Raw genomic sequence first — 23,027 nt, 5'->3', positions numbered from 1 at the left:
GGGGCGATTTTTCTGTGCATGCCGTTGTCCCAAAACCGCTGGGCACTTTTGGGCGGCATGCATCAACAACAGGGGAACGACGATGAAATTCATGCTGACCGACCGCAAACTCCACCCCCAGGCCAAACCCGTCGCCGACGATTTCAGGACCGGCGGCATCAACCGCCGCGAATATCTGGCGCTGATGGCCGGGCTCGGCGTCAGCGCCGCCGGCGCGCTGGCGCTGGGCGGCCTCGCCCCCACGCCTGCCCGCGCGGCCGAGCCAAAAAAAGGCGGCGTCTTGCGCGTCGCCATGAACGTCAAGGGCTTCAAGGACCCGCGCACCTTCGACGGCGTGGAGATGTCGAATGTCGCCCGCCACTGCAACGAATATCTGGTGCGCTGGAACACCGACTTCTCCTTCGAGCCCTGGCTGCTCGAAAGCTGGGAGGCGAGCGACGACGCCAGGACGCTGACCCTGCATGTGCGCAAGGGCATCTCCTGGTCCAACGGCGATGCCTTCAACGCCGACGATGTCATCCACAACCTCACCCGCTGGTGCGACGCCTCGGTGCCCGGCAATTCGGTCGCAGCGCGCATGGGCGCGCTGGTCAATGCCGACACCAAGAAGGTCGTCGACGGCGGCATCGCCAAGGTCGACGACTTCACCATCAAGCTCAATTTGCCGAAACCCGACATTTCGCTGATCGCCGGTATGGCCGACTATCCCGCACTGATCATGCATCGCTCCTATGAGGGCGACGGCGACCCGCTGAAGGCGCTTGCCATCACCACCGGCCCCTGCGAGCTGGTCAGCTGGGATGCCGAGACGGGCGCCGAGGTGAAGCGCAAGGATAAGCCCTGGTGGAAGGGCGAATTCCACCTCGACGGCATCAAATGGGTCGACTACGGCTCCGACCCCAACGCCATGCTGTCGGCCTTCGAATCCGGCGAGATCGACACCGACCACGAAACCGCTTCCGACGCCGTCTCGCAGACCGAGCAGATGGGGCTGATGAATTCCGAGATCGCCACCGGCTCCACCATCGTCGCCCGCTTCAATGTCGCCAACGCTCCCTATGACGACGCTAGGGTGCGCCGCGCCGCCCAGCTCGCCGTCGACAATTCCGCCGTGCTGGCGCTCGGCCTCGGCGGCCGCGGCAAGCCCGCCGACAACCACCATGTCGGCCCCATGCACCCCGAATATGCCGATATCGGCCCGGCCAGGCGCGACGTCGAGCAGTCGAAGAAGCTGCTCGCCGAAGCCGGCAAGGCCGACCACGAATTCGAGCTCATCTCCGTCGATGTCGAATGGCAAAAGAGCACCGGCGACGCCATCGGTGCGCAGATGCGCGAGGCCGGCCTGAAGATCAAGCGCACCGTGCTGCCGGCCGCCACCTTCTGGAACGACTGGAGCAAATACCCCTTCTCCTGCACCGAATGGCTCGGCCGCCCGCTCGGCGTCCAGGTGCTGGCGCTGGCGTATAAATCCGGCGCCGCCTGGAACGAAAGCGCCTACGCCAACAAGGAGTTCGACGAGCTGCTCGACAAGGCGCTGGCGACCCCGGACGCCAAGGCGCGCAAGGAGATCATGGCCAAGATCGAGCAGAATCTGCGCGACTCAGGCATCATCATCCAACCCTACTGGCGCTCGGTCTACCGGACGTATCGCAAAGGCGTCGAAGGCTGCGAACAGCACCAGGCGCTCGAGCAGCATTTTGAGAAGGTTTGGATTGAGAGTTGAGGCTTTCCATCCTTGGGTTCCTCGCCCCCACGGGAGTGGGGGAGAGGTGGGCCGGCGAAGCCGGGACGGAGCGGGGGACGCCCTTCGCGAAACCAAAACCGTATCAAGAATGAGAGCTGGCTGACACGACAGCAACCCTTGAGAAACTACCTCCCAACGCCGCGCTGGCCCCTCTCCGTCCCGGCTTCGCCGGGCCACCTCTCCCCACTTCGTGGGGCGAGGAACCAAGGCCGCGCCATCCCCGGCGCCTCCATTGCAAGGTTGGCGACTAGCGAAATCATCGACCACCGCGTCCTTCGCCCCGTTTACGGGGAGAAGATGGCGGCAGATGAGGGGCGGCGCCAACGTTGGCCGAATTGCAACTGGGAAATGGCCGGCGCGAATGCCGGTGAGGCAGTTGCCTGAGCCCGCGCCGGCCACTGGCGAACCTGGGTCCGCCGCCCGGATTTTTTACCGTTCCGGCGATGCTCGATCAACTAGGCCGGACGTTTGGTACGGAAGCAGACAAAGGCTCACCGCGCCGGCCTCGGCAGCGTCCAGATCCAGCCGATAAAAGTCAGCACCAGGAAGGGATAGCCGGCGGCGGGCAGCGGCGGCGAGGTGCAAGGGCGCACCCCAGATGATCATGCAAGCCGAGACGACAAACAGCACGGCGGCCACCAGCGCGGTGAGCCGCATCCACACGGCGAAAGTCTTCGGCGCGCTGACCATGACCGCGCCCAAAGCGAGATGCCGCCGACATAGGAGGGAACGCTGGCCTCCAGCCCCGCCGCATTGCCGGCGAGCAGCAGGCTCTCGCCGGCAAGGAAGGTCAGGAATCCGGCAGCGACGCAGTCATTGCCAGCCGCTGATATTTCATCGTCAGCAGCGCGGTTGCCACCACGAGAGCCACGCCGTCGATCGTCCACAGCGTTTCGCGCAGCGGAGCGCTGGCGAAGGTGCCGGCAAGGCCGAAGGCGCCACCGATGGCGAGGCCGATCGCGGCGACGGTGTCCGAGGTGGAACGCATGTGATGTCTCCGCAAGCCGGCCCAAGCCGGGGGGAGGATACTCCCAGGCGGGGCGATCTAAAAGCCGTTGTCGAAGGGCAGTCGCGAAACGGAAGCGGCAGAGGTGTCGAAAGGTCGCCACCTGCTTCGGTGATTGCCACCCACCCCGCACCGTCCGGGGAAATGGCCGGCGCGAATGCCGGCGAGACAATTGCCTGAGCCGCGCGCCGGCCACAGGCGAACTGATTGAGGTCCGCCGCGCGATTTTTTAGTCCCGCATTGCGGCACGATCAACCAAGCTTGGCGGTCTGTAGATGGCCCGGATTGCGAGAGGGCCGCCGCAGATGCAATAACCCACGCAGACAAAAACACCGGGGGATTGGACGTTGGGCGCGCTTAGAATTCTGATTATCGTTTTGAGCCTCGCAGGCATGGGGTTCATGCTCTACATTTTCTCAAATGAACCGCAGTCCCGGCTTCTAACGGGTAGCTACGCCGCAGGGCTGGCTTTGAATGCCTGGTATGTCTTTTCGATAGGGCGGCAGACCAATAAGCCGAGCCGCGTTTTTGGCCTGGTTCGCCTTTGGTTTGAAGCGAAAGAGGCCGAGCTTAAGAAGCGAGCGGCCAAGGCCGATGCTACCCAGCCGTAGAGGAATGGCTGGGGACTTGTATCGGCCGCTCCCACAAGGCGGGCCGTTTGCGTTTTGGCCGGTATCTCTTGAATATGTATCGCCCCGGCCATAACTCCATCGTAACGTCTGGGTACGATCATACACAGGCTAGGCTGGGCGGATGGGCGTTGCGGCTTTCTTACCGTTTGTATAACGTCCTCTCCAATCTCAGAGGGGACGTTCGACCTGATTCGAACGGAGATTTAAATGCCAAAGGGACCGAACTGATGTCCACTTTGAAGGCAGCTAAGACAATTTGGGATCTTCTGGATGGGAAGGTAAGCAATCTCAAACTGCAGAAATTGCTATATCTGGCCCACATGTTCGAACTTGCAAAAGGGAATGGCCCTCTTGCGGGACGCGAATTCGAGGCATGGGATTACGGTCCCGTCGAGCCTGATCTTTACCATAAGCTGAAAGCTTATGGCGGGGGGGCCGTTCCGGACATTTTCTATAGCGAGCCCTATGTCGAGGGCACAAGTGAGCTTGACTCGATTAGGCAGGTGGTCAACCAAGTTGGACGTGCATCGCCAGCTAGACTGGTTGCCATTACTCATTGGAACGGGGGCGCATGGAGCAAGAACTATGTTCCTGATGCGCGTCGAATTCGAATTCCCGACGAAGATATTATAGAAGAGTATAAAGCTATTGCAGCCCGAAATGCCCAAAAACGCGGAACTGCTGCTGCCTGAAGATGCGCCGTCCAAAAAGGACGAGCTAATTCAGTCTCTTCAGGAGTCGCTTGACCGGGAAGTAGATGCCCGACGGGAAGAGCGATTCATCTGGCTGGTCGCATTAATGCTTATGTTCGATGCGTTTACATTTCAGCCAATGACGACCTGGACCGGGCCGCTTCTTATAGGGCTGATTCAATTCATAATTGTGATTGCTCTCGGCCGAAGGTGGCAGATGGATCACATCTGGACCCTCACTGAAAAAGCTGGTCGACAAATGGGACGGAAAGATAAAATGAAGGCAATGCACGGGTAGGCAGGCAAGCAGTCATGCGCCTTCCCCTAGATGTCTCGTGGTGCTACCTATCCGCGAGTAAATTCTTGGGGGGAATCAAATGCCTTACCGTTATATGCCTGTTGTCCGCACTAAAGCCGGAGAAGCCGACGCGCTCGGGAACTTGTCGCCAGCAGCAAGAGCGAGAGTCTTCCCGCTAATAAGACTTGGTGGCACAGTTCCAGCTACGTTTCTGCCGAAGATGATTGCGAGCGCTGCTGGTTTCCCAATCGCTCTTGATGGTATCCACAACTTCACAGTCACAGGCAGCGCTACCGCTTACAACGCCTTATTCAATGGCCTTGGCGCGGGTGGGGTGCCCGTAGTTCCAACTTTGTCGCTTCGGGCACAGCCAGCCTACAACACTGCGGCAGCTGCACTGGTCGGCACATATGGGCCAGGTTTTGTCTTGCATGTGCCTTTGGCTGATTTGCCGCATCTTGCACCGTGGGTGGCCAGCCTTCCCGCATGGAACCCGAACCAAATTGATGTTCTGATCGATGTTTCAGGTGTGGCCGAACACGCCCCTATTCCGTATGCAAATTATGTTGCGCACACGATAAGTGCTTCGTTGGCCGTTAATCACCCTTGGAGATCGGTGACACTTCACTCTTGGAGCGCCCCAAAAGATCATGGGCCTTTGAATCCGGGTCGCAATGATGTCCCGCGTCTAGATTGGCAGACATGGCGACTGGTTAGAGGACTTGTCCCATTCCAGTTGGACTATTCAGATTCAGCGCACGTTCACCCCTCGCTGGATGAGGTGCCCGGATATGCAATGGCCAACGCTACGGTAAGCGTTCGGTACGCAATTGACGACCTATGGGTTATTCACAAAGGCGTCCGCACCAGCGGCGCCAACGGAATTGACATGGCAACGCAGTACAGGGGCCACGCCCAAACACTAGTGGCAGACCCTGCCTTTGGCGGCCTAGGCGTAGCGTGTTGGGGTGACGGGCGCATTCAGCATTACGCTGTCACGCCCGGCGGCGCAGGGGGCCGGGGCCAATGGGCGGCTTTGCTGTTGAACCGGCATATCTCGCATGTTGCTGACAGGTTGCCGTAACCACGCAACTCTCGACTTCAGAGCTTGCCGAACTTCGTCGCTCAGGTCTGAAAAGGATAACTCTTCGGCGAGTCTCTGGTGGAGAGCTTTTGCAGGCTTGCTTCGCCAACCGGCAGCAAGCCCATGCTCCTCCAGCACGATAAGGGCCTCCTCTTTCCAGAGGAGGCCAGCTATCAGAATCGGATCAGGAGAGGGGTTTCTAGACCCGCATTTGTGGTAATCTAAAACGACGCCAGCATCCGTTTGCTCGGCAACCATCACTCCCCACCAGCTCGGAATGATGTCGGTCGCTTTCTCAGCGTGCCGTCGCCCGACGACAAGCGTTACCTGATCAAATACGCGACTATAGATACCTGCCTGCATCGGCAGGCGCTGTAGCGTATCGCTATCACTCTTCAGTTCGAAGCCAGATAGTTCGCCGTTAATGACGGCAAGATCGACACGAACGGAACCCGACCACACGCCCATCTCTTCAACAATGCGGGTGTTTACGTCGTCTTTGTGCAAGGCTTCTAGGTGGTTTCTAACCGCCAGCCTGACATCCTTGTCGCGCATTTTGCTCCGTAGATGCTACTTCGTTTCGGCAGCGTAACGTCAAGAAATTAACAGGGCTTTTATCAAGTAGTCAATGAATTGAATTCTGCTGCCTCCGGCAGCTCCCCCGCTTTCGAAGCCTGCCATCGATCCACCGGATCGATGACTTGGCGCGCTTTGCGCGCCAACCGGCTTCTTAATCCCCCATCTTAAGCGCCTGAATAAACGCTTCCTGCGGGATATCCACCTTGCCGAACTGCCGCATCCGCTTCTTGCCTTCTTTCTGCTTGTCCAGCAGCTTGCGTTTGCGCGAGACGTCGCCGCCGTAGCATTTGGCGGTGACATCCTTGCGCAGCGCCGAGATGGTTTCGCGGGCGATGACCTTGCCGCCTATTGCCGCCTGGATCGGGATCTTGAACAGATGGTTCGGGATCAGCTCCTTCAGCTTCTCGCACATCTGCCGGCCGCGCTTTTCCGCCGCCGTGCGGTGCACCAGCATGGAAAGCGCATCGACCGGCTCCTCATTGACCAGGATCGACATCTTCACGAGGTCGCCTTCCCGGTAGTCGGTGAGGTGATAGTCGAAGGAGGCGTAGCCCTTGGAGATCGACTTCAGCCGGTCGTAGAAATCGAAGACGACTTCATTGAGCGGCAGATCGTAGATCAGCATGGCGCGCTTGCCGACATAGGACAGGTCGGCCTGGATGCCGCGCCGGTCCTGGCAGAGTTTTAGAATACCGCCGAGATAGTCGTCGGGGGTCAAAATGGTGGCGCGGATCCACGGCTCCTCGATGGCCGAGATTTTCACCACGTCGGGCATGTCGGCCGGGTTGTGCAACTCCTTCATCGAGCCGTCGGTCAGAGCCAGCCGGTAGACGACGCTCGGTGCCGTGGCGATGAGGTCGAGGTTGAACTCGCGCTCCAGCCGCTCCTGGATGATTTCGAGATGCAAGAGGCCAAGGAAGCCGCAGCGATAGCCGAAGCCGAGCGCCGCGCTGGTTTCCATTTCAAAAGAGAAGGAGGCGTCGTTGAGGCGCAGCTTGCCGACCGCGGCGCGCAGATCCTCGAAATCGGCGGCGTCGACCGGGAACAGGCCGCAGAACACCACCGGCTGCGCCGGCTTGAAGCCGGGCAGCGCCTTGGCGGTGGCGCGCTTGTCCTCGGTGATGGTGTCGCCGACGCGGGTGTCGGCCACTTCCTTGATCGAGCCGGTGAAGAAGCCGAATTCGCCGGGGCCAAGCTCGTCGACATTGATGCGGGCCGGCGTGAACACGCCGGTGCGCTCGACCAGGTGCTTGGCGCCGGTGCCCATCATGCGGATGGTCTGGCCCTTTTTCAGCACGCCGTCGATGACGCGCACCAGCACGATGACGCCGAGATAGGCGTCGTACCAGCTGTCGACCAGCATCGCCTTCAAGGGGGCTGTGGCGTCGCCTTCGCGCGGCGGCGGCAATTGGTGGACGATGGCCTCCAGCACGTCGGGAATGCCGAGGCCGGTCTTGGCCGAGATCAGCACGGCGTTGGAGGCGTCGATGCCGATCACCTCCTCGACCTGCTCGCGGATGCGCTCGGGCTCGGCGGCCGGCAGGTCGACCTTGTTCAGCACCACGACGATCTCGTGGTTGTTGTCGATCGCCTGGTAGACATTGGCCAGCGTCTGCGCCTCGACGCCCTGGGAGGCGTCGACCACCAGCAGCGAACCCTCGCAGGCGGCCAGCGAGCGCGACACTTCATAGGCGAAGTCGACGTGTCCGGGGGTGTCGATCAGGTTGAGGATATAGTCCTCGCCATTGTTGGCGTGGTACTTCAGCCGCACCGTCTGCGCCTTGATGGTGATGCCGCGCTCGCGCTCGATGTCCATCGAGTCCAGCACCTGCTCCTTCATGTCGCGCAGCTCCAGCCCGCCGGTCAGCTGGATCAGCCTGTCGGCAAGCGTGGATTTGCCATGGTCGATATGGGCGACGATGGAGAAATTGCGGATGTGGTCGAGGGGCGTGCTCATGGCGCGCGTTTAGCAGGGGTGGCTTGCCCGAGCAAGCGGCAGGCTGCCGCCGCATATGTGGCGCGGCCCGTTGCCTGGCAAGCCGTACAGCCGTTGCCGGGAAGGCAGAGCAGGCCGCTGCCGGGGCAAGCGGTGCGGGCGCTTGTCGCCTTTTCCCCCGGATTCCTCGAAAAATCGATAAATTTTAACCACGCGCGTTAGAGCATAATTTGTGATCGGCATGTTAGCGGGGGGAAATATCTGATGTAAGGACGAAGGCATGCGGGGGCTTGCAGGCAGTTTTATCGAGTCGCGGAGCGGCTCGTTCGCACCGATACTTGTTCTCGCCATGATACCGCTGATCACCGCGGTCGGCTTTTCCGTCGACTACACCTCCGCGGTCCAGACCAGGTCGACCGAGCAGGCGGCACTCGACGCCGCGATCCTGTCGATCACCACGATGGAAACGGCCTCGACGAAGCCGCAGCGCCAGGTGGTGCTCCAGGATACCTACAGAGAAAACGGCGGACAGGGCACAGCGACGCTGAACAGCTTCGACGTCAGCGCCAACGGCACCGCCACAGCGCGGGCCTCGGCAAGCTACGCCATGCCGACCGTGTTCATGCAGATCGCCCGGATCACCACGGTGCCGGTTGGCGTCTCATCGGCGGTGAGCAAGACGCCCGCACTGGTGGAGGCCACATTCAACGTCGATCACGTTTCAGGCTACTGGAACAAGACCATGACCTTGTACGGCCTTCCCTACGGTTGGACCTCCACGACCACACCGACGGCCATGATGAAGGCCAACTATAACTACAAAGCGTATAGTTATTCCTATACGAGCGGGGGTAAGACCTATACGGCTACCGAGCCGAAAGGTTACGGCACGACAACTATTACCACGGGACCAACCAATACGCTGGTTCAGACCCAAGTGTGCACGACAGTAGGATCGGCAACCGATTTCACTGCCACTGCGGGAGTTTACAAAAGCACCGCGGTGGCAAAAAGCGGAAAGACGAGCGCCACCATCTATTTCAAGACGACGTGCGCGACCACGAATTCCGCCGGAAACAGCAGTGGCGCAACAGTCAATGTGAGCACGGTGGACAAGCTCTATCTGCAGATGGATGTGCCGTCCGGACCGGTCAACCCGCTCAGGTCGAACAATACAGAGACGTCGAACCGGCTCTACCTCGGCGCCGGGTACAGCACCGCGGCACAAAAGGCACTGGACCCTTCCAAATACCTCCCCGTCGAGGTTGCCAGCAACACGGACGTCGACATCTTCAAAGTGGTGCCTTGCAGCCAGACCAGCGACCAGGCATGGGAAGACGGCGGCAACAATCCTCCGCTGCCAGATGTCACGAACGCCGACTTCTTCTACAGCGTGACCGGCAAGTGCGACTTCAACAAGCGGCCCTCCAACACGGTGCTGACGCAGTAGACGCTGCCCCAGGCTAAACGCCCTATGGGCTTGTGAGGCTTGGCGATCCTTCACACCCCCCTCTGTCCTGCCGGACATCTCCCCCGCAAGGGGGGAGATTGGCAGCTTCGTCGGCCGCGCTCCTGTTGCGAAGCTAGTGATAGGCGAAAGCCGTGATGAGGGTCGATCTCCCTCCTTGCGGGGGAGATGGCCGGCAGGCCAGAGGGGGGTGCTGTCCCTCCGGCTTTCCCTGCGATCTCCCGAACCTTCATCACAAACCAGTGAGCGCTGTAACGAAGCAGCAAGCAGCGGCGAAGTGGGGGTATCAGCGGTGCTTCCAGGCGCCGCCGCCCACGGAGCAAGCCGATGTCCCGCAAGTTCGTCACAGTGTCCAGCCTCTGCGCGCTCGCGCTGGCGGCGTCGCTCGGTGCGGCCGCGGCCCAGCCGCTCACCGTGGTTGAGCTGTTCACCAGCCAGGGCTGCTCGTCCTGCCCGCCGGCCAATGCCAATCTGATCAAGGTCAAGGACCAGCCCGGCGTGCTGGCGCTGTCGTTCAACGTCACCTACTGGGACTATCTCGGCTGGAAGGATATTTTCGGAAAACAGGAATTCACCCGGCGCCAGGTCAGTTACGAGCCGGCGCTCGGCCATGACGGGCCGTTCACGCCGCAAGTGGTGGTCAACGGCCATGCCGATGTCGTCGGCGCCGCACCCGGCGAGATCGAAAAGCTGATCTCGGCGAGCGGCCGGACGGGCGGCCCGGCATTGTCGCTCGATGGCGGCAAGATCAGCATCGGCGCCGGCGCCGCACCTGGCGGCCACGCCGATGTTTGGCTGGTGCGCTATGCCAAGGGCGTCGTCGAGGTGCCGGTGGCGCGCGGCGAAAATACCGGCCGCACCTTGCCGCACGCCAATGTCGTGCATGCGCTCAAAAACCTCGGCAGCTGGACCGGCGCGGCCACGACGTATCCGCTGCCCGCCGCATCCGGCGGCCTGAGCACCGCCGTGCTCGTGCAGTCGCCCGGTGGCGGGCTGATCCTGGCTGCCGCGACCGACTAGATCGGGCTTCGGCAAGACATTGCGCAACGCCGCATGGAGCGGCGCCGCATAGCACGGCCGCCAAGAGGGCGCGCCTTCACGACCAACCCCAAGGAGATCATTATGACCACTTCCCGCCTGACGCTGCCGGCGCTCGCTCTCGCTTTGTGCTCGACGGCGCTGTTTGCCGGCGGCATCGCCCGCGCCGACGACGCGACCAACGCGATGAAGCCGGCTGCAAATGCCATGAAACCGGCCGCGGATGCGATGAAGCCTGCAACCGAGGCGATGAAGCCGGCCGACCCGATGGACACCAATTCCATGAAGCCGGCAACCGATGCCATGAAGCCGGCAACGGATGCGATGGCGCCGGCCAAGTAAAGGTGGTGCTGTTTCCGGCTTCGGTCCCGCGGGTCCGTATCCGGATGCACGTGAAAGTGAGGCTTCGGCCGCAACTCGCCCGTCGCATGATCGTATCTTATCCAATAGACTCCACATGATGGACGTCACAGGAGCTCAAGCCATGACCGACATTCAAAAACCAGTCACCAGACAATCGTCGAACGTCTTCCGCAGCGCGCTCGCCGCCCTGGCACTTGCCGCAGCGGGCGCCGCCTTCTGGCTGACGCCGGCGGTTTCGGCCGAGGACGCGGTGAAGATCCCGCCGCCGGCAATCGACGAGAAGGCGGCCACCGGCACTGAAAAGGCAATCTTCGCCGGCGGCTGCTTCTGGGGCGTGCAGGGCGTCTTCCAGCACGTCAAGGGCGTCACCAAGGCCGTCTCCGGCTACACCGGCGGCGACAAGGACACCGCCGTCTACGAGACGGTCGGCTCAGGCCGCACCGGGCATGCCGAATCCGTCGAGATCACCTACGATCCGTCGAAGGTGACCTATGGCCAGCTGCTGCAGGTCTATTTCTCGGTCGCCCACAACCCGACCCAGCTGAATTTCCAGGGTCCGGACTCCGGCACGCAATACCGCTCGACGATCTTCGCCGAAAACGATGCACAGAAGAAGATCGCGCAAAGCTACATCGCCCAGCTCGACCAGGCCAAGGTGTTCCCGGAGCCGATCGTCACCACGCTGGAAACCGGCAAGACCTTCTATCCGGCCGAGAATTACCATCAGGATTTCCTGACGCTGAACCCGACCTATCCCTACATCGTCTACAACGACCTGCCCAAGGTGGCGAACTTGAAGGCACTGTTCCCGACGCTCTACAGCGAAAAGCCCGTGCTGGTGCTGTCGGCGAGCAATTGAGTCGAGCGCGAGAAGCGGGGGCGGGTGTGCGAAGGGCGGCGACGCCCTCCTTTCCGTCGTCATCCTAGGGCGGAGCAAGGAGCGAAGCGACGCAGCGCAGACCCTAGGATCCATGCCGCGACGTTGGGCGTAGAATGCAACGGGGCGGGATGGCTGCCCGGCAGATCGCCAGCTATCTTCGCGCGATGACAGGCTACGTTTACATGACCGCTAGCCAAAAGCGTGGCACGATCTGCATCGGTGTCACCAATGACCTCGGCCGCCGCATGCCGGAACACAAATCCGGCCAAGGCGCAGGGTTCACCAGCCGCTGCGGCGTGCAGCGGCTGGTCTGGTATGAGGAATTTTTCGACATCACTGATGCCATCCAGCGCGAGAAATCACTGAAGCGCTGGCCTCGCCAATGGAAGATCGACCTGATCGAAAAAGCGAATCCGGAGTGGTTCGAGCTTTTTCGCGGGACGGGGTGGTAGGTGCACCGTTTCTTGCACCGTCGGAGCACTGCACCACCGTCACGGCATGGATCCTAGGGTCTGCGCTGCGTCGCTTCGCTCCTTGCTTCGCCCTAGGATGACGAAGGCACGGTAGCTGCTGCCACCTTCACCCCCACCTGACCCGCTCAATCATACGTCAGATCCGTCGCCTTGCCGCCGAACACCCGGTAGGCATAGAACGAATAGAAGATGATGACCGGCAGCACGACCACGGTGCCGGCCAGAATGATGGCCAGGCTCTCCGGCGCGGAAGCTGCCTGCCAGATGGTCAGGCGATCCGGCACCACGAACGGGTAGAACGACCAGGCGAGGCCGGCAAAGCCGAGCGCGAAGATGGCGGCCAGCGTCAGGAACGGCATCACCGAATGGCGGTCGTCGGGCTTCGGCAGATGGAAGGTCTGCCGCCACAGCCACAGGAACAAAAGCGCCGACAGGATCGGCAGCGGCGACAGATAAAGCATCTCCGGCCAGACGAACCATTTGTCGAAGATGCGCGGGCTGGCGATGGGCGTCGCCAGCGACACCGCCGCCATGCCGAGCGCGGTCAGCACCAGTGCGGTGCGCAGCCAGCGCACCGCTTTCTTCTGCAGCTCGCCTTCGGTCTTGTAGATCACCCAGGCCGCGCCCATCGCGGCGTAGGCGGCGGCAAGGCATAACGCCACCAGCACGCCGAACGCCATGCCCCCGAGGCCGACATCGAGGCCCAGCACATAGACGCCCAGCATGTAGCCCTGCGCCAGCGAGGCGATGAGCGAGCCGAGGAAGAAAATACGGTTCCAGCGGTGCTTGCGCTCGGTCGGCACCTTGGCGCGGAAATCGAAGGCGACGCCGCGCAGGATCAGCCCGATCAAAAGCACGAAGACCGGAATGTAGAGCGCGGTCAGGATGACGCCGTGCGCCAGCGGGAAGGCGACCAGCAACAGGCCGACGGCCAGCACCAGCCAGGTCTCGTTGGCGTCCCAGAACGGGCCGATGGCAGCGATCATCGTGTCCTGTTCGGCGTCTTCAGCGGCGGCAAACAGGATGCCGATGCCGAGATCGAAACCGTCGAGAATGACGTAGATCAGGATGGCGAGGCCCATCAGGCCGGCGAAGATCAAGGGGAGCGCGGTTGGCCAGTCGAAGCTCATTTTCTTCTCCTACTCGCCAGCCGCCGGCTGCGACATGGCGGCGTTCATGACGCCTGGCAGCGGCGATGAATCGCCGTCCTTCGCCGCCTTCAGCGCCAGGTGCACCAGCACGCCGAGATAGGCGATCAGCAACAGCACATAGAGAACGAGGTATATGGCGAGCGTCAGCGCGACATGGCTGCCGGCCACCGGGCCGACCGCGTCGGCGGTCCTCAGCACGCCGGTCACCAGCCAGGGCTGGCGGCCGATTTCGGTGGTGTACCAGCCGGCCAGCGTTGCCAGCCAGCCCGACAGCGCCATCGGCACCATCAGCATGGCCAGCGGCTTAGGCAGGCTGTGCCGGCGCTTGAGGAAGAAGGCCGCCGACCATGAGACGAGCAGCATCAATATGCCCGTGCCGACCATGATGCGGAAACCCCAGAACACCGGAAAGACCGGCGGATGATTGCCGGGATAGTCGTTCAACCCCGGCACCACGCCGCTGGTCGAGTGCCGCAGCACCAGGCTGGCCCCATTGGGAATGGCGATCTCGAATTTGTTCTCCCTGGCTGCCTCGTCGGGCAGCGCGAAGAGCACCAGCGGCACGTTGGGGCCGGTGTTCCAGTTGGCCTCCATGGCGGCGATCTTCTGCGGCTGATGCTCCAGCGTGTTCAGCCCATGCTGGTCGCCGGCGAAGATCTGGATCGGGATCAGGGTCGCCGCCGTGAAGACGCCGGTGCGCAGCGCCTTCCACATCGATTCCGAGCGGTCGCCGGTGAGATAGCGCAGCGCCGACAGGCCAGCGATCAGGAACGACACCGTCAGCCCCGACGCCAGCAGCATGTGGGTCAGCCTGTAAGGCATCGACGGGTTGAAGATGATTGCCCACCAGTCGACCGCATGCGCCACGCCGTCGCGCATCTCGAAGCCGGCCGGCGTCTGCATCCAGGAATTGAGCGCGATGATCCAGAATGCCGAGACGGTGGTGCCGCCGGCGACCAGCACCGTCGCCAGCGTGTGGATGCGGTTGGAGACGCGGCGGAAGCCGAACAGCATGATGCCGAGGAAGGCCGCTTCGAGGAAGAAGGCGGTGAGGATTTCGTAGGCCAGCAGCGGCCCGGCGATGTTGCCGACCTTTTCCATGTAGCCCGGCCAGTTGGTGCCGAACTGGAAGCTCATGGTGACGCCCGAAACCACGCCCATGGCAAAGGACAGCGCGAAAACCTTCACCCAGGTGAAATAGGCGCGCATCCAGGCGGAATCGTTGGTCGCGTTGTAGCGCAGCTTGAAGAACAGCAGCACCCAACCCAGCGCAATGGTGATCGTCGGAAATAGAATATGGAATGAAATATTCGTGCCGAACTGGATACGCGAAAGTATGAGCGGGTCCATGATGGGCTCCGGCTGCTGCAAATACTCGCGAAGGATAGGCCCGAAGCGAGTTCACGTCAAAGCGGCGTCCTGCCGCGAGGCTGAACGCCACAGGACAATTTTGCCGGTTGCGTGCCGCGCAACTCCGGGCCTGTGCGCCGCACCTGCAACGGCCGACCGGCACGATTGTCGAGAACTGTCAGCAGGGCATTGACTTGCGGTTGCAAGCACCGACATTCGGCCTATATCAGGGGACCTCTTTCAAGCAGCCGTTTTCATCCATGCCTTCCATCCTGTCCATTTCCGGGGTCTCCAAGACCTACGCAACCGGTTTCACCGCGCTCAAGGAAGTCAATCTCGACATTCAGCGCGGCGAGATCTTCGCGCTGCTTGGACCCAATGGCGCCGGCAAGACGACGCTGATCTCGATCGTCTGCGGCATCGTCAACCGTTCGTCGGGCACGGTCACCGTCGACGGCCACGACATCAACAAGGATTATCGCGCCGCGCGCGGTCTGATCGGGCTGGTGCCGCAGGAACTGACCATCGACGCCTTCGAGAGCGTCTGGGCGACGGTCAATTACAGCCGTGGCCTGTTCGGCAAGCCAGCCAACCCCGGCTTTGTCGAGAAGGTGCTGCGCGACCTGTCGCTGTGGGACAAGAAGGACGCCAAGGCGATCACCCTGTCGGGCGGCATGAAGCGCCGGCTGATGATCGCCAAGGCGCTGTCGCATGAGCCGCGCATCCTGTTCCTCGACGAGCCGACCGCCGGCGTCGACGTCGAGCTGCGCCAGGACATGTGGGCGATGGTGCGCCGGCTGCGCGAGGACGGCGTCACCATCATCCTCACCACGCACTATATCGAGGAAGCCGAGGCGATGGCCGACCGCGTCGGCGTCATCAATCGCGGCGAGATCATCCTGGTCGAGAACAAGGCCGAACTGATGCGCAAGCTCGGCCGCAAGCGGCTGGTGCTGGAACTGCGCAATCCGCTGACGGCCATTCCCGAGGCGCTCTCGCGCTATGCGCTCGAATTGTCGCCCGATGGCGGGCAGCTGACCTACACCTATGACAACCAGGCCGAGCGGCCCGGCGTCGCCTCGTTGATGCGCGACCTCGAGGCCGGCGGCATCCAGTTCCGCGATATCGACACGCAAAACTCTTCGCTCGAGGAGATCTTCGTCAATCTGGTGAGGAGGGAGCCATGAACCTTCGCGCAGTATGGGCGATCTACCGGATGGAAATGGCGCGTGCTTTCCGCACCGTGCTGCAGAGCATCGTCTCGCCGGTCATCTCGACATCGCTGTATTTCGTCGTCTTCGGCTCGGCCATCGGCTCGCGCATCACCGAGATCGACGGCATCAGCTACGGCGCCTTCATCGTGCCGGGTCTGATCATGCTGTCGCTGTTGACGCAGTCGATCTCCAACGCCTCCTTTGCCATCTATTTCCCGAAATTCGTCGGCTCGATCTACGAGCTTCTGTCGGCGCCGGTCTCCTATCTGGAGATCGTCATCGCCTATGTCGGCGGCGCCGCGACCAAATCGATCATCCTCGGCCTGATCATCCTGGCCACCGCCTCGCTGTTCGTACCGCTCACCATCCTGCATCCGTTCTGGATGCTCGCTTTCCTGGTGCTGACGGCGGTGACCTTCAGCCTGTTCGGCTTCATCATCGGCATCTGGGCGAAGAGTTTCGAGCAGCTGCAGCTGGTGCCGCTGTTGATCATCACGCCGCTGACCTTCCTCGGCGGCAGCTTCTATTCGATCAACATGCTGCCCGAGATCTGGCGCACGGTGACGCTGTTCAACCCGGTCGTCTATTTGATCAGCGGCTTCCGCTGGAGCTTCTACGGCAAGTCCGACGTTTCGGTCGGCGTCAGCCTCGGCATGACGGTCGTCTTCCTGCTGGTCTGCATAAGCATCGTCGCCTGGATCTTCAGGACCGGTTATCGGCTGAGGAATTGAGCGGCGAAAGTACAGGTCTGTTGAGATTCAGGTCAGGCCGAGACGAAAATGGTGGATTCCGAGAACCGGAGCGGAGCGTACTTTTCGTACGTGAGCACCGGAAGCGCAGGAAGCCGCCATTTGCAGGCCGGCATCACCTGAATATCAGCAGACCTAGATCGCCTTGACCAGCCGCAGCAGCCCCAGCATCTCGACATACGTTCCCTTGCGGAAGGCGATATAGACCGGCTCTTCGACGCCGTGGAAGCGGCGCTTGAAGGCCGCCTGGCCCTGCAGGTTGAACCTGCGGCGGTTGACCCAGGGCGAAGAATAGGCGCGCTGGAAGGCATTGCGCCAGAAATCGCTTTCGGCAAATCCGCTCGGACCCACATCGACGAGCGGCGACAGGCCGAGCGTGACCACCGAGATGCCCTCTTCGCGAAAACGGTCGACGGCGAATTTGGTCAGGCCGACCTCGGCATGCGGTGAAGCGTCGAGATGCTTGCGCTTGAAGGCGGTGGTGTAGCCGATGACCTTGCCGTCGGCAAACAACGGGTCGAAGTCGAGCAAAGCGACCAGTTCGCCATCGGGACCGTGCAGGACGAAACGGCGCATGTCGGTGCCGAGATGGTCGGCGAAATGGCGGTTGAGAAAGCCCATCTCCCAGCGCTTGACGATGCGGTCGCCGCGCCAGTTTTCCGAAAGCCGGGCGATCTCGTCGAGGTAGATGGTGCGCTTGTCCTCTTCGAACGAAAAGCCTTTCTTCAGCAGCCAGCGCTCGGAGTAGCGCACGGTCTCGTTGCGCTTCCCGGAAAAATCATGCTCGGGCAGGGCGAGGCGGGTGTCGATGCCGAGGCGATTGACCTTGTAGCCAAGCCCGGCCAGCACGCGTGCGGTGTCCTCGCCCACCTGCACGAACCATGGGCTGCCGGCGGTCTCGACGAAGCGCTTGATGTAATCGGCCCGACGCGCCGGAGCCGCCACCGGGTCGCCGAGCGCGAAATGGTGCTTCATCTTGGTACCGAAGGCGATGTAGCCGTCGGCGTCGCCGAAATAGGAAAGCTTGCCTTGCACGGCGGTGGAATAGGCGAGCGAGAAGTCGCCATAGCGGCGCACCAGTGCCAGGCGTTCGACATGGGTCAGCGCCTGCCGCTCGACCTCGGGCGCGGCAGCCTCAAGGATCTTGTCGAAATGGAACCGCAAGGAGGGCATGGTCGAGATTCCGCGTGCCGCCTACAGCGCCGGCCGTCCAGGACGCGCCAAGGTGCTGTAACACTTTGATTCTGCGCATGACTCGAAAATCGGACTCGATTTCGGACATGCGCGTGGGGGATAACCGAGACCCGCCAGCCACCCAAGGCCTCGAATCAATCACATTGCCGCGACCTGATTACCGTTGATATCGCGCATATGCCATATAGAGCGCAACCGCGGCCCGGCGTGTGGCTCTAAATCGCATCGCTCGAAATTCGGCCGCGGTTTGCTGCAGGGATCCTGCGCGCGATCAAACGGTTACAGCGTCCTGCGAGCCTTGCGGCGGGACGTCCAATGGGATTCGAGTGAATGACGGATACGACAATCAGATCGGTTGCGGATCTGCCGGCCATGGTCGAGCCGGCAATCGTCGTCGGCGCCGGTGCTGCTGGGCTGGCCGCCGCGCATGCCTTGATGAACGCCGGCGTGCCGACGGCGATCCTGGAAAAGGAAAGCCGGCTGGCCGAGCCCTGGCACCGGCGCCACCAGCAATTGCATCTCAACACCCATCGCGATCTTTCTTCGCTGCCTGGTCTCGCCTTTCCCCCTGGCACGCCCGCCTTTCCGCAAAGGATGGTCGTCATCCGCCACATGAACGATTTCCAGAAGGAGAACCGGCTGCCGGTGCAGTTTGGCGTCGCGGTCGAAGAGATCACCTTCAAGGGCGATCACTGGGCATTGCGCACCAGCGCCGGACTGCGCTTCGCCCGCAATGTCGTCATCGCCACCGGCCGCGACAGGCAGCCATTCACCCCCGAATGGAAAGGCATGAAGGATTTCGTCGGGCGCATCATCCATTCGGCGGATTTCGGTGACGCGCAAGCCTATGCGGGCCAAAGAGTGCTGGTCGTCGGCGCCGGCAATTCGGGTTTCGACGCGCTCAATCATCTGGCCGGCATAGACACGGCCGCCATCTGGCTGTCGGCCCGCAGCGGCCCCGCTTTGCTGCCCAAGCGGATTGCCAAGATCGCCGTGCATAGGCTTTCGCCGCTCATGGCGCGCCTGCCTTTGCGGATCGCCGATGCCGTGATGGCGGCAACGCAGCGGCTGGTTTTCGGCGACCTGACCAAATTCGGCCTGCCGCCCGCGCCTGCGGGCGGCGCCAGCCGCCTGACCTCGGACTATACCGCGATCGCCGCCGATGACGGCGCCGTCGGCGCCATCAAGGCCGGCAAGATCACCGTCGTGCCGGGCATACGGGAATTCACCCGCGATGGCGTGATCCTGGCCAATGGCAGCCTGATCTATCCCGACATCGTCATTGCCGCGACAGGCTACCGCACCGGGCTGGAGCCCATGGTCGGCAAGCTCGGCGTGCTCGACGCCAAGGGCGTTCCGCTCTTCAACGGTGGCCAAGCCGATCCAAAATTGCCCGGTCTGTGGTTCACCGGCATGCGGCCAAGCATTCGCGGCTGCTTCGCCAATGCCGGCATCCTGGCCAAGGCGATCGCCAAACGAATTGCAAGGTCGGCCCCGCACCAATCCAGCGCATCACGCTGATTTCGGTTCCAGCCGCCGGAAACCGACGGCTTCCATCAGCATGTCTTCTTCCACCATGCCGGCATTGTGCAGGGCGAGCAGGTTAAGCGCGATTTCCCGCGCGTCGGCGGAATCGGGATGTGCCTCGCGCCGCCGGCAGGCCTCGTCGAACACGCGCTGCAGCTTGGCGATATCGGCTGGCTTGAGCAAGCCACGGTCATAGACAGACTTCGACATGGCGATCTCCTGATAAAGACCTAGAGCGCCACGTTTAAATTGCCAATCTTTCCCGAGGCTTGACCGACTTCCCCCGTCGCCTCGTCATCCTGGGGCGGAGCAAGGAGCGAAGCGACGCGGCGCAGACCTCTGGAGCTGCTCCGCAGCCCAAGGGATACATGCCGCGGCTTCAAGGCGCAGCAGCGGCGCAAATTCTGCTCCGCTGCTGCCCATGCGAGTGGGCAATCAGACCGCGATCTTGCCGCCGCCTTGTCTGGTGATGGCGACCACCGACGGCCGCACCGGCATGTCGGGCTTGAAGTCGGGCCAGCGCGTCGACAGGTCCTCATAGTAAGAGGGGCGCCCGAACGCTTCCCAGTCCTCTCCGCCGTCGCCCGGATGCTGGACGGCGACGAAGGCGGTCTGGTCGTCGGGCGCAAACAGCGGACCGCACATCTCGGCGCCGATCGGCACGCGGAAGAACAGTTTCGAGGTCGCCCGCGCCGCCCCCTCGGTGTCCACTGCCCACAGGCCATCGGTGCGGCCGGTGGCTTTCGGCCCCTGTCCGTCGGTCGCGACCCAGAGACGCCCGGCCGAATCGACCGCGCAATTGTCGGGCATGCCGAACCAGCCATTGGCCGTCGTTGCTGTCGAGAAGGTGGCGCCGACATCGGCGACCGCCGGATCGCCGCATTTCAGCAGCACTTCCCACTTGCCCTTGGCGGCGGTGAAATCGCCGCCGTCCTCGGCGATTTCGATGATGTGGCCGAAGGCGTTTTCGGCGCGCGGGTTGGCAGCGTCGACCTGGTCGGCCTTGCGCTTCGAATTGTTGGTCAGCATGACATAGACCTTGCCGTTGACGCCATTGGGCTGGACGTCTTCCGGGCGGTCCATCTTGGTGGCGCCGAGCAGGTCGGCGGCGCGGCGCGTCTCGATCAGCACGTCGGCCTGGCTGGCAAAACCGTTTTCAGCCGTCAGCGGCCCCTGGCCGAAGACGATCGGCAGCCATTCGACCGTGCCGTCTTCGGCGAACTTGGCGACATGCAGCGTGCCATCGTCGAGCAGGTCCTTGTTGGCGGCACGATCGTTCGGATTGAACGCGGCCCTGGTCACGAACTTGTAGACATAGTCGAAGCGCTCGTCGTCACCGAGATAGAAGACGACGCGGCCGTCCTTGGCGACGATCGATTCGGCGCCCTCATGCTTGAAGCGGCCCATGGCGGTGCGCTTCCTCGGCGTCGAGGTCGGGTCGTTGACATCGACCTCGACGATCCAGCCGAAGCGGTTGGCTTCGCTGGGTTCCTTGGCGAGGTCGAAACGCTCGTAATGCGCCGCCCATTCATAGGCGCCTTCGGGAATGCCGAGACGCTTGTAGTTCGCGGCTTCCTTGTGGCCTTCCGGCAGCTCGCCGGAAAAATAGCCATGGATGTTCTCCTCGGCCATCACATAGGTGCCCCAGGGCGTGACGCCGCCGGCGCAATTGTTGAACGTGCCGAACACCTTGGTGCCGGACGGATCGGCATTGGTCTTGACGCGGTCATGGCCGGCAACCGGGCCGGACAGCGCCATTTCGGTGTTGGAGGTGATGCGGCGGTTGAGCTTGCCGTCGCGCACCACCTGCCATTTGCCACCGTCCTTGCGGATCTCGACGATGGTGCCGCCATGGGCGGCCATCTCGACATCGACCTGCTCCTTCGAGAGGGGTGCGACTTCTGCCGACTTCTTGCCGTCCTTTTCGACGATCTTCACGATGCCCGGGAACATCAGATGCGGATTGGTGTATTCGTGGTTGACCACCAGCAGGCCATGTTCGGCCGAGCCGTCGATCGGGATGTAGCCGACATAGTCATTGTTGTAGCCGAACTGTTTCGCCTGGGCCTCGGCCGACTGTTTCGTCGGGTCGAAGTCGGGCGAATCGGCAAACAACGGATCGCCCCAGCGCAGCAGGACATCGGCATCGTAACCCGACGCGACATGGTGCTTGTCGTCGATGCCGGCCTCGAGTTCGTCGAACGCGAAGGCCGAGCCTCCCGCTGCCCTGGCCTCGTCGGCGCTGATCAGCGCCAGCGGGCTGACGGTGGCGGCGATGGCCGAGACGGCCAGCGAGCCCTTGAGGAAGCCGCGGCGCGAGAACCGCGCGGCGATGATCTCGCCCATGGTGCGGTTGTCGGAGGCGTTGATCGCCGGGCCGTCGTTTTCCTCGAGCAGGCTGGTGCGGAATCGGGTGTCGGGGGAGCGAAGGTCAGTCATCGTGGCTTGCCTCTGGCTGTCGGGTGGCTGGAGCGTGGGGTACCTGTTGACCCCCTTATAATCGCCGGGTCACATTTTCGTGACATCGGGAGACGTTTCAGACGCGACAGGCATTGCGCGCAGCGCTGGCTCAGCATTCCCGAAGGCCGTGAGCTGCTCCGGAATCGTCTTTCGAGAGGAAGGAGACCTTCGGCGGCATGTTTCGCGCGCATCTTACAACGGCGCATGACGTCAGTCGTTGCCAACGGATCAACGGACAAAGCCGGCTCGACAAGTCACCTCCGCCGCCCCCGGCGGAGGTGACTTGATGTTCGGCGTCTGCCGTCGTCAGGCGTCGGGAAAGCGAGTCTCCCGTTTAGCGATGGCGGTCGCGGCGCCGTTCATGCAAAGCTAATGTAGCATAGGCTTGGGACTTTAGTCCAATCTTGCGCTTGCAAAGGTCCTAGTTGACAACCGCAACGGTCGGAGGTCGCTTCCGGGCGCCGCGTCTTTCGGCAATGTTGTTGCACTGCAACGTTGGGGTGGGGCGCGCCGGGCTCAGTCGTCGGAGATCAAAATGCACAGATCGGTCACGACCCGTTGTTGCCGGCTGGCGCTCAAATCGGCAGCGGCGCTGGCGTTGACGATTGCTCCCTACCAAATTGTCCTGGACGGCTCCGTTTCCGGCATCCAGACCGCCAGCGCATACGCCGGCAAAGGTGGCGACGGCAACGGTGGTGGTGGGGGCGGAGGCAACAGTGGGGGCGGCAACGGCGGCAATTCCGGCGGAGGCAATAGCGGGAACAGCGGCAATAGCGGCAACGGCAATGGGAATGGCAACAGCGGCAAATCAGGATCCAATCAGGGTAAGAGCGGGAGCCATGTCAATGCAAAGACCGGTGACAAGGTCGACGTGACCGGCAACAAGATCACGGTCCGGCACCCCGACGGCATAACGGAAAAGCTCGAGAACGGTCGTTTCAGCATGAAGGACGCGCTCGGTCGCACGATCATCGACCGCCAGGCTACCCCGGCCGATGCCAATCGTCTCAAGGCCTTGTGAAGCTGGCCAACAGGCAACGGTCAGCTTTGCACGTCACCTCCGCCGCCCCCCGGCGGAGGTGACCTCGTTTTTGGCCAGCGTCCCGGTTTTCGGCACCGCAATGGCTGCAGTCCCGAGGCGCGACGTGCTTTTGCGCAATCCGGGACGGGAAACCGCTGCGCATTTCTC

The 23,027-nt window shown here is 62.3% G+C and carries 22 protein-coding genes and 1 pseudogene; 14 read left to right on the top strand and 9 right to left on the bottom strand.

Annotated features, from left to right (window positions below; all coding sequences use genetic code 11):
• The first annotated feature begins 82 nt into the window (after positions 1-82).
• The gene (locus NKJ04_RS26095; protein WP_352677955.1) at positions 83-1,723 is read left to right on the top strand and encodes an ABC transporter substrate-binding protein; all 1,641 of its coding nucleotides are present in this window, start codon (positions 83-85) and stop codon (positions 1,721-1,723) included.
• A 450-nt stretch (positions 1,724-2,173) separates the two neighbouring features.
• Here NKJ04_RS26095 and NKJ04_RS26090 read toward each other — a convergent pair whose 3' ends face one another.
• Positions 2,174-2,434, bottom strand: a complete 261-nt coding sequence (locus NKJ04_RS26090) for a hypothetical protein (RefSeq protein ID WP_352677952.1) — start codon at positions 2,432-2,434, stop codon at positions 2,174-2,176.
• Positions 2,435-2,534: 100 nt separating this feature from the next.
• Entirely contained in the window at positions 2,535-2,732 is a 198-nt protein-coding gene (locus NKJ04_RS26085; protein ID WP_352677950.1) for a hypothetical protein, read from the bottom strand.
• A gap of 365 nt (positions 2,733-3,097) precedes the next feature.
• On the opposite strand from NKJ04_RS26085, the gene NKJ04_RS26080 reads away from it, so the two are divergent.
• The 4 genes and pseudogenes from NKJ04_RS26080 to NKJ04_RS26065 all read left to right on the top strand — a co-directional run.
• Entirely contained in the window at positions 3,098-3,361 is a 264-nt protein-coding gene (locus tag NKJ04_RS26080) for a hypothetical protein (protein WP_352677948.1), read from the top strand.
• A gap of 248 nt (positions 3,362-3,609) precedes the next feature.
• Positions 3,610-4,074 (top strand): Panacea domain-containing protein, encoded by a 465-nt coding sequence (locus NKJ04_RS26075; protein ID WP_352677946.1) that lies wholly within the window; start codon positions 3,610-3,612, stop codon positions 4,072-4,074.
• Positions 4,043-4,372, top strand: a complete 330-nt coding sequence (locus tag NKJ04_RS26070) for a hypothetical protein (protein WP_352677943.1) — start codon at positions 4,043-4,045, stop codon at positions 4,370-4,372. The genes NKJ04_RS26075 and NKJ04_RS26070 overlap by 32 nt, the downstream gene beginning before the upstream one ends.
• Positions 4,373-4,451: 79 nt before the next feature.
• A pseudogene (locus tag NKJ04_RS26065) lies at positions 4,452-5,381 on the top strand (beta family protein); the annotation flags it as partial.
• Here the strand turns inward: NKJ04_RS26065 and NKJ04_RS26060 are convergent.
• Positions 5,322-6,011 carry a sce7726 family protein gene (locus tag NKJ04_RS26060; RefSeq protein ID WP_352677941.1) on the bottom strand — a complete coding sequence of 230 codons (690 nt, stop codon included), beginning with the start codon at positions 6,009-6,011 and terminating at the stop codon, positions 5,322-5,324. The pseudogene NKJ04_RS26065 and the gene NKJ04_RS26060 overlap by 60 nt on opposite strands.
• A gap of 175 nt (positions 6,012-6,186) precedes the next feature.
• Positions 6,187-7,992 (bottom strand): translation elongation factor 4, encoded by a 1,806-nt coding sequence (gene lepA / locus NKJ04_RS26055; protein WP_352677939.1) that lies wholly within the window; start codon positions 7,990-7,992, stop codon positions 6,187-6,189.
• Between the two features lie 259 nt (positions 7,993-8,251).
• On the opposite strand from lepA, the gene NKJ04_RS26050 reads away from it, so the two are divergent.
• From NKJ04_RS26050 to NKJ04_RS26030, 5 genes are all read left to right on the top strand, one after another.
• Positions 8,252-9,421 (top strand): TadE/TadG family type IV pilus assembly protein, encoded by a 1,170-nt coding sequence (locus NKJ04_RS26050; protein ID WP_352677937.1) that lies wholly within the window; start codon positions 8,252-8,254, stop codon positions 9,419-9,421.
• Between the two features lie 345 nt (positions 9,422-9,766).
• Complete coding sequence (locus NKJ04_RS26045) at positions 9,767-10,459, top strand: DUF1223 domain-containing protein (RefSeq protein WP_352677936.1); 693 nt, start codon at positions 9,767-9,769, stop codon at positions 10,457-10,459.
• Between the two features lie 102 nt (positions 10,460-10,561).
• Positions 10,562-10,819 carry a hypothetical protein gene (locus tag NKJ04_RS26040; protein WP_352677934.1) on the top strand — a complete coding sequence of 86 codons (258 nt, stop codon included), beginning with the start codon at positions 10,562-10,564 and terminating at the stop codon, positions 10,817-10,819.
• A gap of 142 nt (positions 10,820-10,961) precedes the next feature.
• Positions 10,962-11,699, top strand: a complete 738-nt coding sequence (msrA, locus tag NKJ04_RS26035; protein ID WP_352677932.1) for a peptide-methionine (S)-S-oxide reductase MsrA — start codon at positions 10,962-10,964, stop codon at positions 11,697-11,699.
• Between the two features lie 185 nt (positions 11,700-11,884).
• Positions 11,885-12,172 (top strand): GIY-YIG nuclease family protein, encoded by a 288-nt coding sequence (locus NKJ04_RS26030; protein WP_352678033.1) that lies wholly within the window; start codon positions 11,885-11,887, stop codon positions 12,170-12,172.
• A gap of 146 nt (positions 12,173-12,318) precedes the next feature.
• Here the strand turns inward: NKJ04_RS26030 and NKJ04_RS26025 are convergent, their stop codons facing one another.
• The gene (locus NKJ04_RS26025) at positions 12,319-13,323 is read right to left on the bottom strand and encodes a cytochrome d ubiquinol oxidase subunit II (RefSeq protein WP_352677930.1); all 1,005 of its coding nucleotides are present in this window, start codon (positions 13,321-13,323) and stop codon (positions 12,319-12,321) included.
• A gap of 9 nt (positions 13,324-13,332) precedes the next feature.
• Positions 13,333-14,694 carry a cytochrome ubiquinol oxidase subunit I gene (locus NKJ04_RS26020; RefSeq protein WP_128305638.1) on the bottom strand — a complete coding sequence of 454 codons (1,362 nt, stop codon included), beginning with the start codon at positions 14,692-14,694 and terminating at the stop codon, positions 13,333-13,335.
• 260 nt (positions 14,695-14,954) lie between these two features.
• Between NKJ04_RS26020 and NKJ04_RS26015 the strand changes: the two genes are divergently transcribed.
• The gene (locus tag NKJ04_RS26015) at positions 14,955-15,881 is read left to right on the top strand and encodes an ABC transporter ATP-binding protein (protein WP_127268578.1); all 927 of its coding nucleotides are present in this window, start codon (positions 14,955-14,957) and stop codon (positions 15,879-15,881) included.
• Complete coding sequence (locus NKJ04_RS26010; protein WP_128305642.1) at positions 15,878-16,639, top strand: ABC transporter permease; 762 nt, start codon at positions 15,878-15,880, stop codon at positions 16,637-16,639. Before NKJ04_RS26015 ends, NKJ04_RS26010 begins: the two co-directional genes overlap by 4 nt.
• Positions 16,640-16,792: 153 nt before the next feature.
• On the opposite strand, the gene NKJ04_RS26005 is transcribed toward NKJ04_RS26010, so the two are convergent.
• A complete protein-coding gene (locus NKJ04_RS26005; protein ID WP_352677928.1) occupies positions 16,793-17,830 on the bottom strand; it encodes a phosphatidylglycerol lysyltransferase domain-containing protein in 1,038 nt (345 codons plus the stop codon).
• 351 nt (positions 17,831-18,181) lie between these two features.
• On the opposite strand from NKJ04_RS26005, the gene NKJ04_RS26000 reads away from it, so the two are divergent.
• Positions 18,182-19,372: a flavin-containing monooxygenase gene (locus NKJ04_RS26000; protein ID WP_023813465.1), complete on the top strand. Its 1,191-nt coding sequence runs from the start codon at positions 18,182-18,184 to the stop codon at positions 19,370-19,372.
• Here NKJ04_RS26000 and NKJ04_RS25995 read toward each other — a convergent pair.
• Both NKJ04_RS25995 and NKJ04_RS25990 read right to left on the bottom strand, forming a co-directional pair.
• A complete protein-coding gene (locus NKJ04_RS25995; RefSeq protein ID WP_013528677.1) occupies positions 19,364-19,588 on the bottom strand; it encodes a hypothetical protein in 225 nt (74 codons plus the stop codon). The genes NKJ04_RS26000 and NKJ04_RS25995 overlap by 9 nt on opposite strands.
• A gap of 225 nt (positions 19,589-19,813) precedes the next feature.
• Positions 19,814-21,817, bottom strand: a complete 2,004-nt coding sequence (locus NKJ04_RS25990) for a PhoX family protein (protein ID WP_352677925.1) — start codon at positions 21,815-21,817, stop codon at positions 19,814-19,816.
• A 556-nt stretch (positions 21,818-22,373) separates the two neighbouring features.
• On the opposite strand from NKJ04_RS25990, the gene NKJ04_RS25985 reads away from it, so the two are divergent.
• Positions 22,374-22,859 carry a hypothetical protein gene (locus NKJ04_RS25985; RefSeq protein ID WP_352677923.1) on the top strand — a complete coding sequence of 162 codons (486 nt, stop codon included), beginning with the start codon at positions 22,374-22,376 and terminating at the stop codon, positions 22,857-22,859.
• The last annotated feature ends 168 nt before the right edge of the window (positions 22,860-23,027 follow it).

Source organism: Mesorhizobium sp. M0618, from assembly GCF_040320765.1.
Classification (GTDB): Bacteria; Pseudomonadota; Alphaproteobacteria; order Rhizobiales; family Rhizobiaceae; genus Mesorhizobium.
The sequence above is the reverse complement of the archived record's forward strand: the minus strand, read 5'-3'. Positions and strand labels throughout refer to the sequence as shown.